9 protein-coding genes are annotated in these 11626 nt (G+C 50.7%); 5 read left to right on the forward strand and 4 right to left on the reverse strand.

Features of this window, described 5'->3' with window-relative positions; all coding sequences use genetic code 11:
* Positions 1 to 2: 2 nt before the first annotated feature.
* Positions 3 to 269 (reverse strand): hypothetical protein, encoded by a 267-nt coding sequence (locus RHI63_RS00700; protein ID WP_310743216.1) that lies wholly within the window; start codon positions 267 to 269, stop codon positions 3 to 5.
* 1 nt (position 270) lies between these two features.
* On the reverse strand, positions 271 to 1761 hold the full coding sequence (locus RHI63_RS00705; protein WP_310821705.1) for a DUF354 domain-containing protein: 1491 nt from the start codon (positions 1759 to 1761) through the stop codon (positions 271 to 273).
* A gap of 234 nt (positions 1762 to 1995) precedes the next feature.
* Between RHI63_RS00705 and pseB the strand changes: the two genes are divergently transcribed.
* The 5 genes from pseB to RHI63_RS00735 all read left to right on the forward strand — a co-directional run bounded on the left by pseB (position 1996) and on the right by RHI63_RS00735 (position 8949).
* Entirely contained in the window at positions 1996 to 3033 is a 1038-nt protein-coding gene (gene pseB / locus RHI63_RS00710) for a UDP-N-acetylglucosamine 4,6-dehydratase (inverting) (RefSeq protein WP_399378977.1), read from the forward strand.
* Positions 3034 to 4197, forward strand: coding sequence for a UDP-4-amino-4,6-dideoxy-N-acetyl-beta-L-altrosamine transaminase (pseC, locus tag RHI63_RS00715; RefSeq protein ID WP_206200636.1), 1164 nt, complete (start codon positions 3034 to 3036; stop codon positions 4195 to 4197). It abuts the gene before it with no gap.
* 370 nt (positions 4198 to 4567) lie between these two features.
* Positions 4568 to 6310: a M48 family metalloprotease gene (locus tag RHI63_RS00725; RefSeq protein ID WP_302678589.1), complete on the forward strand. Its 1743-nt coding sequence runs from the start codon at positions 4568 to 4570 to the stop codon at positions 6308 to 6310.
* 24 nt (positions 6311 to 6334) lie between these two features.
* Entirely contained in the window at positions 6335 to 7762 is a 1428-nt protein-coding gene (locus RHI63_RS00730) for a YdiU family protein (protein ID WP_206200638.1), read from the forward strand.
* Positions 7759 to 8949, forward strand: a complete 1191-nt coding sequence (locus tag RHI63_RS00735; protein WP_310821706.1) for a lipid-A-disaccharide synthase-related protein — start codon at positions 7759 to 7761, stop codon at positions 8947 to 8949. The genes RHI63_RS00730 and RHI63_RS00735 overlap by 4 nt, the downstream gene beginning before the upstream one ends.
* Positions 8950 to 9026: 77 nt before the next feature.
* On the opposite strand, the gene psbC is transcribed toward RHI63_RS00735, so the two are convergent.
* Both psbC and psbD read right to left on the reverse strand, forming a co-directional pair.
* The gene (gene psbC / locus RHI63_RS00740; protein WP_310821707.1) at positions 9027 to 10412 is read right to left on the reverse strand and encodes a photosystem II reaction center protein CP43; all 1386 of its coding nucleotides are present in this window, start codon (positions 10410 to 10412) and stop codon (positions 9027 to 9029) included.
* A complete protein-coding gene (psbD, locus tag RHI63_RS00745; RefSeq protein WP_149818344.1) occupies positions 10396 to 11454 on the reverse strand; it encodes a photosystem II D2 protein (photosystem q(a) protein) in 1059 nt (352 codons plus the stop codon). Before psbD ends, psbC begins: the two co-directional genes overlap by 17 nt.
* Positions 11455 to 11626: the final 172 nt, after the last annotated feature.

The raw sequence follows: 11626 nt of genomic DNA on the forward strand, positions 1-11626 counted from the left end.
TACTACCTTAAATATTTCGATCTTGCCTTAAAAAATGGTTCATAATGTATTAAATTAGCTTGATAATAGTTATAGAATTGGGGCAAAATTTTGCTTTCATCAATACCTTTATAATTTTGTCCAAATTTACTTAAAGAAAACTGAATTTGCAACAAAAGACGAAATCCTTTTTCTAAAGGTTTTCCCTTATGAAAGCCAATTGTGTCAGCAGCTATAATTGTTCCTTTTGCTCCGCAAATTTCTACTATCTTTTTCAGAAAATATCGCATTTTAACTCCTTTTCATAAATTGAAACAATCGAGTCAATTTTAGCTTTATTTCATGTAATCTCGAAAAGATTTGATTCTCATAGAACAAATAATCGTTCACAAATTTACCCTGAAATAAGCTATAAGGCTTGTAGTACGAAAATAAGTTTCCATAAAGCATATAGTAATATCCAAATGGAAGTGAATTTTTAGCCTCTTTAGGTTCAAGTTTCTTCAAAGATAAGTAGTCCTTTAGCTCTTGCAACGATGATGGCTCGTAAGTACAGTCTAATCCTTTGTAAGTAGCATCACCAATAGTAATCACAGGTTTACCAAGATAGGCTGCTTCTACTCCCATAGTTGAGCCATAAACAATAATCAGATCAGAGTTTTTAGCTAGGGCATAGGAATCAATAGGAGAGTGGCTAGGAATTACTGATACATTCTTACCACCAAGATTATTCCAAAAATTTCGGAGTCTTTGACTCTTTTGTTCTTTATGAGGATGAACACGTATAACTAGCTCTACGTCATCTAGTTGTGCTGCATAATTTATAAGCCAACGAATTGCTTCAATTTGTGACTTAAAAATAGGATGTTCTATTGAGTCTTCAACATAGATATATTCATCATCACTGGAACTATAATACGTCCATCTATACTTTTTACTTTTTTCAGGAACCATCCCTTTTATCTGTTTTTCTATGAAAGAAACCCAGCCGATTCCTTCACCTTTTATTTTTCTTAAAAAATAAGATTCTGCTATTTCTTCTTTATTTTGATCTTGAGAAAGCTCCCACATTTTCTTTATTGATGCCCTAATAGCCTTAAAGTCATGGGGAGGCTTATCCGATAGATAGTATCGCTCTTTTGTTGCACCTCGTTCATGATAAAAAACAGGTATTGAGTATTTCTTGCATAAATAGATAATTGGCTTTGAACAAGCAAATCTACCATTGTAAGTTACAACTTGAGAAGGCTTAAAATATTGAATTAATTTTTCTACTTCTACATAGGTGGCGATCGCTGATTTGAAATAGCGCTCAATTAAGGCTTTATCTATATCTGGCTCAATATCCTTCATATACGACACATATGAACTTGCAACTCCCATACCAATTTTTATATTATTTAGTTCTATTTTTCTCAAGCAATCGACATTATTACAAGACCTTATTTGATCTTTGATTTTTTCAAACAATAGATCGACTAATGATTGATCAGGAGTTTTTACTAAGCAGTTAATGCCAAACTTAGAAAGAATTCTAAAAAGAGCCTCAACACGATTTCGGCGACTTCTAGATATCACAAAGACCCTTTTTGGAATATAGTCATCAGGATTATCTACATCAATAAACACAATTCCAGCTCTAACGCCTTCTTTTCTGTATTTAATTGCAATCTCTCCAGCAGTTTCTAAGTGAGGACAGTAGGCAAATGTTTCAATTATTAAAACATCAGGCTTTTGGAAATTAAATCTAGTTTCCTTATGATTATCGCTTTTGTCTTTCATGTTTTCCTACTAGTAGCAGGCCTTCTATATAACTCCAGAAACTGGTAAATTGCATAATTTCTGTAGTTGGTTACTTACAAGCTGTGTTTTTATTTATACATCTCTGCTACCCTTTCAAGAAAATACACTAAAGCTAGTATTTATGTCAAGTGCTAGCTACAGTTCTTCACTATGGCACTGAGAGTTAAAATTTAAATATTTATGTTTAATTTGTAGGTACTACAGCGGTGAGGACTGACTAGAGTGAACCAAGGATTAACGAAAGAGAGCGGCGTACTTGTGACGGGGGGCACAGGGTCGTTTGGCCGTGCGTTTGTCAAGGAGGTGTTGCGGCAGTTCCCTGATATTCGACGTCTTGTCATTTTCAGCCGTGACGAGCTAAAGCAGTTCGAGATGGCTCAGGAGTTCCCCTACCAAAAGTATCCAGGTATCCGCTACTTCATTGGCGATGTTAGGGATCGCGATCGCCTACGCCGGGCTCTGAACAAGGTCGATATTGTGGTTCATGCGGCTGCCCTGAAGCAAGTGCCGGCGGCTGAATATAACCCCATTGAGTTTATTCGCACCAATGTCATGGGGGCCGAAAACGTCATTCAAGCCTGCCTCGACACCGGTGTCAAGCAAGTCATTGCCCTCTCCACCGACAAGGCGGCTGCCCCCATCAACCTCTACGGGGCAACAAAGCTCTGTAGTGACAAACTCTTCATTGCTGCCAATAACTTTGCGGGTCGTGATCTGCGGTTCAGTGTGGTTCGCTACGGCAACGTTATGGGGTCACGGGGGTCAGTGATTCCTCTTTTCTTGAAAAAGCGCTGTGAGGGCTGCCTACCAATTACGGATCCAGCCATGACTCGCTTTAATATCTCCCTCCAAGAGGGGGTAGAAATGGTACTGTGGGCACTGCAGCACAGTTGGGGGGGCGAAATCTTTGTGCCGAAAATTCCCTCCTACCGCATTCTCGATGTTGCAGAGGCGATTTGCCCGGAATGTGAGCAACAGTTTGTGGGTATCCGTCCAGGGGAAAAGATCCACGAAGAGATGATTACCACTTCCGATTCTTACACCACGGTTGATTTAGGCCAGTACTATGCCATTTTGCCCATTCAAGGGCGGTTCACGCTAGAAGAGTACTGTGCCCAAACAGGGGCAACACGGGTTAAACCGGGCTTCAGCTATAATTCTGGCACCAACGATCGCTTCCTTAGTGTCGAGGAGCTGCGCACTCTGATTCGCCAACACGTTGACCCGAACTTTATCCCAGGCAGGGGCTAAATGGGCACAATTCCCTACGGTCGCCAAGACATTACGCCAGAGGATATTGCGGCTGTCGTTGACGTCCTGCAATCGGACTGGCTGACCCAAGGCCCCAAGGTTCCCGAGTTTGAAGCAGCACTGGCCAGTTGTTGTGGTGCACGGTATGCCGTTGTGGTTAGTAGTGCCACAGCAGCGCTTCACCTCGCCTGTATTGCAGCGGGGCTACAAGGGGGCGATCGCCTGTGGACCTCGCCGATTACCTTTGTTGCCTCGGCGAATTGTGGCCGCTACTGTGGTGCTACGGTGGATTTTGTTGATATTGACCCCCACACCTATAACCTGAGTGTTTCTGCCCTTGCCGACAAGCTAGCAATTGCCAAAAAGCAAGGGACGCTTCCCAAGGTTGTCATTCCTGTTCACCTCGCCGGACAATCCTGTGAGATGGCTGCCCTTGCTGAACTTGCACAGACCTATGGCTTTACCCTCATCGAAGATGCCTCCCATGCCCTTGGGGGTCACTACCGTGGCCGACCCATTGGCTGCTGTGAATTCTCGACGATGGCGGTTTTTAGCTTTCATCCCGTCAAGATTATCACCACGGGTGAGGGCGGTGCCATTCTCACCAATGATCCAGACCTCTACCAGCGCCTTATCCGTCTGCGCAGCCACGGGATTACCCGCGATCCCCAACACATGGTGAGCGACTCCCACGGCCCTTGGTATTACCAACAACTGGAACTGGGCTTTAACTACCGCATGAGTGACCTGCAAGCGGCCCTCGGCCTACAGCAACTGCAACGCCTCGATCAGTTTGTCGAGCGGCGGCGTTTTTTAGCCCAACGCTACCATCAATCTCTTGCGGATTTGCCCCTCACGCTCCCCTTTCAGCATCCTGATACCCGCTCCAGTTGGCATCTCTACATCATTCGCCTGAAGCGAGACCAAATTCAAGCTTCCCATCGCGAAGTCTTTGAAGCCCTTCGTTCCCTTGGAATTGGGGTGAATCTCCACTACATTCCTGTGCATACCCAACCCTACTATCAGCAATTGGGCTTTCAATGGGGAGACTTTCCCAACGCCGAGGCCTACTACCAAGAAGCGATTAGCTTGCCTCTGTACTATGGCCTGACCCTTGCCCAACAGGATCAAGTCATTCAGGCGCTCAAGCAAGTCTTGGCTTAAGACCGCAACGCCAACAGCCCCTCCCCTATGCGAAAGTAAGCCTGCATCAACCGCTCAAAGCGATCGCCCAAGTCCCGTTTTGACTCTGCTGGCGATCATCTCGCCCTAGGGGCTTTTAAGGTTTGAGGCCTCTTGCCTTCAAGAATTGTAGGAGGTCACTCCTTTGAATGTGATTGAGCACGAGTTCAGTGCGTTGAAGCGAGCATGGATGTATGCAGGGTCAAACAATTCTATTGATGAAGTGATTCGCAATTATTGTGCCGAATAGCGTCTCATTCTTTATTGGAATAGCTATAATTCTAACGAAGACCCAATTCACCCATGCCTAGTGATTAGACTATAAAGCATCAGGTGGCTTGAGGACAGTTTCATGGTGCAAGATGGGTTACGCTACTGGCCGCTGGGTATTGTTCTTCTTTTAGGGGTGGCTCTTGAACCGGTTAGAGCAGCAGAGATGTCCCTACCCCAAACGGGTGTAGCAGAGGAGGAGTTGATTGCTCTCATTAAAGAAGACCCCTTTGCCCAAGCTCGCCTGCCGCAATCTGAAGGCTCTGCTGTCGATCTATTGCCGCTGCCACCCCAGCCCCCCCCAGCAGTCGTTCCGCCTGTAGAATCCCCTGCTCCCCTACCCACGAGCACTGAGATCAAGGATGATTCAGCAGCCCCCTCTGTGGAACCTGCACCAAGAACGACTGACAATTCTTCAGGAGCTCCAACAACAGTGGAACTGACCGCAGAGCAAGCCGCACAGGAGGCGCGGTTAGCACTTCTACGGGAGGGCGATCGCCACTGGCAATTAGGAGACACCGTCACAGCCCAAACCTATTACCAAAAGGCCAAGGCTGACCTAGATTTGCCACCCCCCCGTGTCACCCCCCCCGCTGTACTGGAAATTAGTCAACTGCCCCCCGCTGCCCAAGTCTATTGGCGAGAAGTTCAAGGGGGTTCCCAACTCTACAGTGCCCAAGCCGTGCCCCTGCGGCTGTTGGTGGAGCAATTCCCAGAGTTTATCCCCGGCCAAGTGCGCTTCGCTGAGTTTCTAGCGCAGCAGGGTTCCCTCAAAGAGGCCTATGCCCATCTCGAAAAAGCCGCCAGCCTCTATCCTGATCAACCCGATATTCAACGTAGCCTCGTCACCCTCTACGATCGCCAGCAACAGTGGCTAGAAGCGGCTCTTGCCGCCCAACGTTTTGCCCTACTGAATCCTGACCACCCCGCCACACCCGAATTTCAGCAACTAGCCGCAGAGCGAATGCAACGGTTCCGTCGTCGCCTTCAGGGACAACTGCGCGAAGGCATGATTGTCGGCGCCCTCACTGGACTGGTGGGTGTGGCACTCACGGGCAATCCCTTACTATCCTTGGACTCGATTCAAATGATGGCCTTGATGATGCAGGGAGAATCTGCCCTAGGCCGTTCAGCAGCACAGCAAATTAGCCGCCAAGTCAAGCTCCTTGAGGATCCTGAGGTTCAAGCCTATGTCAATGAAGTGGGGCAACGCCTCGCCAAAGTGGCCGGTCGCAATGAGTTTGAGTATGAGTTTTTTGTGATAAAAGATAATGATCTCAATGCCTTTGCCCTGCCAGGAGGCAAGATTTTTATCAATTCCGGTGCAATTCTCAAAGCCAATACCGAGGCAGAACTTGCTGGCTTACTGGCTCACGAAATTGCCCACGCGGTGCTCTCCCACGGTTTTCGCTTGGTCACCCAAGGCACGGCCACTGCCAACTTGACGCGGTTATTACCTGCTGGTGGCTATGTGACAGGGATTCTCGTGACTAGCTATAGTCGAGAAATGGAGCGAGAGGCGGATATTTTGGGCACACGGATTCTGGCGAGGGCAGGCTATGCCGCTGATGGCCTACTTAACCTCATGCACACCCTCAAGAAGGAATACCGTCATCAGGAGCCACCGTTACCATGGTTTTCTACCCACCCGCCGACCAATGAGCGCATTCGCTATATCCGTGGTTTGATGCGCGATCGCGGGTACACCCCCTTTGCCTTTGAGGGGGTCGAACGCCATCAACAAATTCAAGCGCGCTTGCGTACCCTTGTGGATCCCCCCAATCCCAAAAAGTCCAAACGGGAAACTGCCAAGACGCCGCAATAGCTGAGTCCGCTTTGAATGTTCTGAATGTCTCGACATTGCTTTCAAACCCTTGAGTACGAACCCGCATTTCTCTCCCTAGGGGAAGAGTACTGGGACGAGGTACAGGCGGCAACCTTTCCGCAGCATATTCTGCGTTTTCGCAATGATGCCCTCTTACCCCTGATGGGTCTGAATCCCGCCAAGGTAACCGATGCTGACTTTATTGCGGCCTTTGGCCAGTTTCAGGGGCGTGAACCTTTTTTAGCGATGCGTTACCACGGCTACCAATTTGGGGAATACAATGCTCGCTTGGGGGATGGCCGAGGGTTTCTCTATGGTCAGTTTCGCGGTGTGGATGGTCAACTGTATGACCTTGGCACGAAAGGATCCGGCATCACACCCTATTCGCGGGGGGGAGATGGTCGGCTGACGCTCAAAGGCGGTGTCCGTGAGGTTTTGGCCAGTGAACTGCTGCATCGCTTGGGGGTGAGCACCTTTCGCAGTCTCAGTTTGGTGGAAACGGGAGAATCCCTCTGGCGGGGGGATGAGCCATCGCCGACGCGATCGAGTGTCTTAGTGCGCCTTGGCCGTTCCCATATTCGCTTTGGTACCTTTGAGCGGCTCCACTATCTGCGGCGACCGGACTTGATTCGACGGTTACTCGACCACGTCATTTACTACTACTACCCCCACTTGCTAGAGATCCCAGACCCCAAGGAACGGGATTGTACCTTTTATCGTGAGCTAGTGGCACGCACAGCGGATCTGGCGGCGCAGTGGTTGGTGGCGGGGTTTTGTCATGGGGTTTTGAACACCGATAATATGGCCATTACGGGCGAGAGCTTCGACTATGGTCCCTATGTCTTTTTGGAGCACTATGATTTGGGGTTTACAGCCGCCTACTTTGACTACTATGGCCGCTACGCCTACGGCAATCAACCAGCAATTTGTGCTTGGAATTTGGAGAAGCTGCAAATCCCTCTGTCTTCAGTAATGCCCCTTGAGGAAATGCAAGCTGCCCTAAAGACCTTTGGCGATCGCTGCCAAACCACCTACTTGAAACTCATGCTCAAACGCCTCGGTTGGGCAGACCTTCCTCTAGAAATTGGCCATCCCTTGGTGGCAGAAACCCAAGCTTTTCTCAGCCGCAGCACCATCAGTTATCCCCAATTCTTTGTCAGCCTACGGCAGGAATTCTCCCCTGAGTGGGCTGTAGATCCCAGTCATATCTTTCGTAACAGCTCAACCCTCACGCCAGCAGATCAGAAATTGCTAGAGGTTTGGAAAAGAACCTATTTTGAGCTACTTCAGCAAGCCAGCCCACGGCAGCGGGCGGCAATTCCCCAAACCCTACAGGCAGCCAATCCCCTTGTCATCCTCACTCGTTCCCAGATCGAACACATTTGGCAGGCCATTGATCAGGCGGATGATTGGTCACGATTTACTACAGCTCTTGAGTTGATGCAGGCATGAAGCGACTCCTTTGCCTGAGTAATGGCCACGGTGAGGATGCGATCGCTAGCTCGATTTTGCAGGCCTTGCGGCAGCGGTGTCCACACTTAGACCTAATGGCGTTGCCCTTGGTGGGCTTAGGGTCTGCCTATACGCGGCTGGGAATTCCTGTATTGCAGCCTAGAAAAATACTCCCCTCTGGGGGCTTTATCTACATGGATCTGCGACAGCTATGGCGAGATCTCAAGGCAGGTTTGCTGGGACTCTTGGGATCACAGATTCGCGCCATTCAAGCTTGGCAGCAATCGGGAGGACATCTGTTGGCGGTGGGGGATATTGTGCCCCTATTGCTGGCCTATGGCACAGGGGGAACCTATAGTTTTATCGGCACTGCTAAGTCTGACTACTACCTATATGACGCGACGGGGCGTCCCTATCGTTGGGGCATGGGCTGGGCGGGGAGTGACTACCTGCCTTGGGAGCGATGGTTGTGGCGATCGCCCCGCTGTCGAGGCATTTTTGTCCGTGATGAGTTAACCGCTAAAGGGTTGCGGCAATTCGGTTACACGGTTCACTACTGTGGCAATCCCATGATGGACTTAGTGATGCCACCCCCTGAGCGATCGCCTTTTACGACTAGAACCATTGTGCTACTGCCGGGGTCTCGTGCCCCTGAGGCCTACCGCAATTGGCAACAGATCCTACGGGTACTGGCGCCCTATCCCGATCAGCCGCTGACCTGTCTTGCCGCTGTCAGTCCCAGCCTTGATTTACGGATGCTTGAGCAAAGCCTTGAGGGCTGGCAACCCATCGCCAGTGCATTACCCCAGACCAGCGCATGGCAGTTGGGTCAGCAACAACTGATTTTAAGTTCACATCACTTTCGTGAATTTCTGCATTGGGCAGAAGGGGGCATTGCCCTCGCCGGCACAGCCACAGAGCAGTGTGTGGGCTTAGGGAAACCCGTGATCACCTTTGCGGGTGCAGGCCCCCAGTTTACCCGTGAGTTTGCTAGTCGCCAAAAACGCCTTCTCGGAGACTCGATTTTCCTACTCGATGATCCTCAAGAGGCCATCCCGACCCTTTGGCAGATTTGGGAAGATGCGACTTTACTTGCGCGAATTGCCGCCAATGGCAAAGAACGCATGGGCGACCCCGGAGCGAGCGATCGCATTGCTGAGCAACTGTTAAAAATACTCGGCAATTGAGTCCTGCTAAAAAAAAGACCCCCATCCGTAGATGGGAGCCAAGGAGGATTGAGTTTGGTTAGATGAAGTCAGTGACTCTAATCAAGGCTCGGCATCGAGAGTACAGGTTCAGACTCACGGTCAATCCCCTTCTCAAAACCAGCCGCCGCCGCACGGGCACGACCAGCATGCCACAGGTGACCCACTAGGAAGAAGAAGGCCAAGACAAAGTGGGATGTAGCCAGCCAAGAGCGGGGTGACACAAAGTTCACCGAGTTGATTTCAGTGGCCACACCACCCACGGAGTTCAAAGAACCCAGAGGGGCATGGGTCATGTACTCAGCGGCACGACGCTCTTGCCAAGGCTGAATGTCATTTTTGATCTTGTTCAGGTCAAGACCATTGGGACCGCGCAACGGCTCCAACCAAGGACCACGGAAATCCCAGAAGCGCATGGTTTCACCACCGAAGATGATTTCCCCTGTGGGAGAGCGCATCAGGTATTTACCAAGACCCGTAGGACCTTGAGCAGAAGCAACGTTCGCACCCAATTTTTGGTCACGGATCAAGAAGGTCATTGCCTGAGCCTGAGAGGCCTCTGGACCCGTAGGACCATAGAATTCACTGGGATAGACCGTGTTGTTGAACCAGACAAAGCAGGTGGCAATGAAGCCCATCATGGACAGGGCGCCCAAGCTATAGGACAGATAGGCTTCCCCAGACCAGATAAAGGCACGGCGTGCCCAACCAAAGGGCGTCGTCAGAATGTGCCAGATACCACCAGCAATGCAGATCAAACCGATCCAAATGTGACCACCGACAACGTCCTCAAGGTTGTTGACGCTGACGATCCAGCCCTCACCGCCAAAGGGAGACTTCAGCAGGTAGCCAAAGATCACCGTGGGGTCAAGGGTGGGGTTGGTAATGACGCGGACATCGCCACCGCCGGGTGCCCAAGTGTCATAGAGGCCACCAAAGAACATGGCTTTGGCCACCAACAGCAGGGCACCAATACCGAGGACGATCAGGTGGAAACCGAGGATCGTCGTCATTTTGTTTTTATCTTTCCAGTCGTAGCCAAAGAAGGAGGAGTATTCCTCAAGGGTTTCAGGGCCACGAATGGCATGGTAAACCCCACCAAAGCCGAGAACAGCAGAGGAAATCAGGTGCACCACCCCGACCACAAAGAAGGGGAAGGTGTCCACGACTTCCCCCCCAGGGCCAACGCCCCAACCAAGGGTGGCAATGTGGGGAATGAGAATCAGCCCTTGCTCGTACATTGGCTTCTCAGGAATGAAGTGAGCCAACTCGAACAGGGTCATGGCACCGGCCCAGAAAACGATCAGGCCAGCGTGGGCGACGTGAGCACCCAAGAGTTTGCCGGAGAGATTAATCAGACGAGCATTACCGGCCCACCACGCGAAACCGGAGGATTCTTGGTCGCGATTGGTGGCAAAAATCGAGTTACTAGAGAGCGTTACCACGGGGGAGTACCTCTTCTGGGAAGACAAAGTTTTCATGGGGTTGGTCTTGGGGCGCCATCCAAGCGCGAATGCCCTCGTTCAAGAGCAGGTTCTTCGTGTAGAAGGTCTCAAACTCAGGGTCTTCCGCTGCCCGAATCTCCTGCGAAATAAAGTCGTAAGACCGCAGGTTCAACGCCAGACCCACCACGCCAATCGCACTCATCCACAGCCCCGTCACGGGCACAAACAACATGAAAAAGTGCAACCAGCGCTTGTTCGAGAAGGCAATGCCAAAAATTTGGCTCCAGAACCGGTTGGCCGTCACCATCGAGTAGGTCTCTTCCGATTGGGTGGGGCTAAAGGCACGGAAAGTGCTGGCGCCTTCGCCATCTTGGAAGAGGGTGTTCTCCACTGTGGCACCGTGGATGGCACACAACAGGGCACCGCCGAGCACACCGGCCACCCCCATCATGTGGAAGGGGTTCAAAGTCCAGTTGTGGAACCCTTGGAAGAACAGCAGGAAGCGGAAGATGGCAGCCACGCCAAAGCTGGGGGCAAAGAACCAACTGGATTGCCCCAAGGGATAGATCAAAAAGACGCTGACAAAGACGGCAATGGGGGCACTGAAGGCAATGGCGTTGTAGGGACGGATGCCCACCAAGCGAGCAATTTCAAATTGCCGCAGCATGAAGCCAATGAGGCCAAAGGCGCCGTGGAGGGCGATAAAGGTCCACAGACCGCCCAGTTGGCACCAGCGGGTGAAGTCCCCTTGGGCTTCGGGACCCCAGAGGAGCAGGAGGGAGTGCCCCATGCTGTTGGCGGGGGTGGAAACGGCAACGGTGAGGAAGTTGCAGCCTTCGAGGTAGCTGGAGGCGAGGCCGTGGGTGTACCAAGAGGTCACAAAGGTGGTACCGGTCAGCCAGCCCCCGAGGGCAAGGTAGGCGCAGGGAAACAGTAGGATGCCTGACCAGCCGACAAAGACAAATCTGTCACGCTTGAGCCAGTCGTCGAGGATGTCAAACCACCCCCGTTCTGCTGGCGCTCGTCCAATTGCGATCGTCATGGAATTAAATCCTCTTGCAGATATAGATGCCAGATTTAGAACCTTACAGTTGCTGGTAGGGTGTGATCGGCTCTCTAAAACTTAGGAGCGATCGCTCCAGCATCCTGTTAATTTGGCTTCATAAATAAGAAACCCATCCCTCGCTAACGCTTGAGCTAGTAGGTGGTTTTAC

This window comes from Thermosynechococcus sp. GLH187 (assembly GCF_031583395.1).
In the GTDB taxonomy this organism is placed as follows: Bacteria; Cyanobacteriota; Cyanobacteriia; order Thermosynechococcales; family Thermosynechococcaceae; genus Thermosynechococcus.

Coding starts and splice junctions, on each gene's coding strand:
- psbD (WP_149818344.1), bottom strand. CDS start 11,454: ATGACGATCGCAATTGGACGAGCGCCAGCAGAACGGGGGTGGTTTGAC.
- RHI63_RS00735 (WP_310821706.1), top strand. CDS start 7,759: ATGAAGCGACTCCTTTGCCTGAGTAATGGCCACGGTGAGGATGCGATC.
- RHI63_RS00700 (WP_310743216.1), bottom strand. CDS start 269: ATGCGATATTTTCTGAAAAAGATAGTAGAAATTTGCGGAGCAAAAGGA.
- RHI63_RS00725 (WP_302678589.1), top strand. CDS start 4,568: ATGGTGCAAGATGGGTTACGCTACTGGCCGCTGGGTATTGTTCTTCTT.
- RHI63_RS00705 (WP_310821705.1), bottom strand. CDS start 1,761: ATGAAAGACAAAAGCGATAATCATAAGGAAACTAGATTTAATTTCCAA.
- RHI63_RS00730 (WP_206200638.1), top strand. CDS start 6,335: ATGTCTCGACATTGCTTTCAAACCCTTGAGTACGAACCCGCATTTCTC.
- pseC (WP_206200636.1), top strand. CDS start 3,034: ATGGGCACAATTCCCTACGGTCGCCAAGACATTACGCCAGAGGATATT.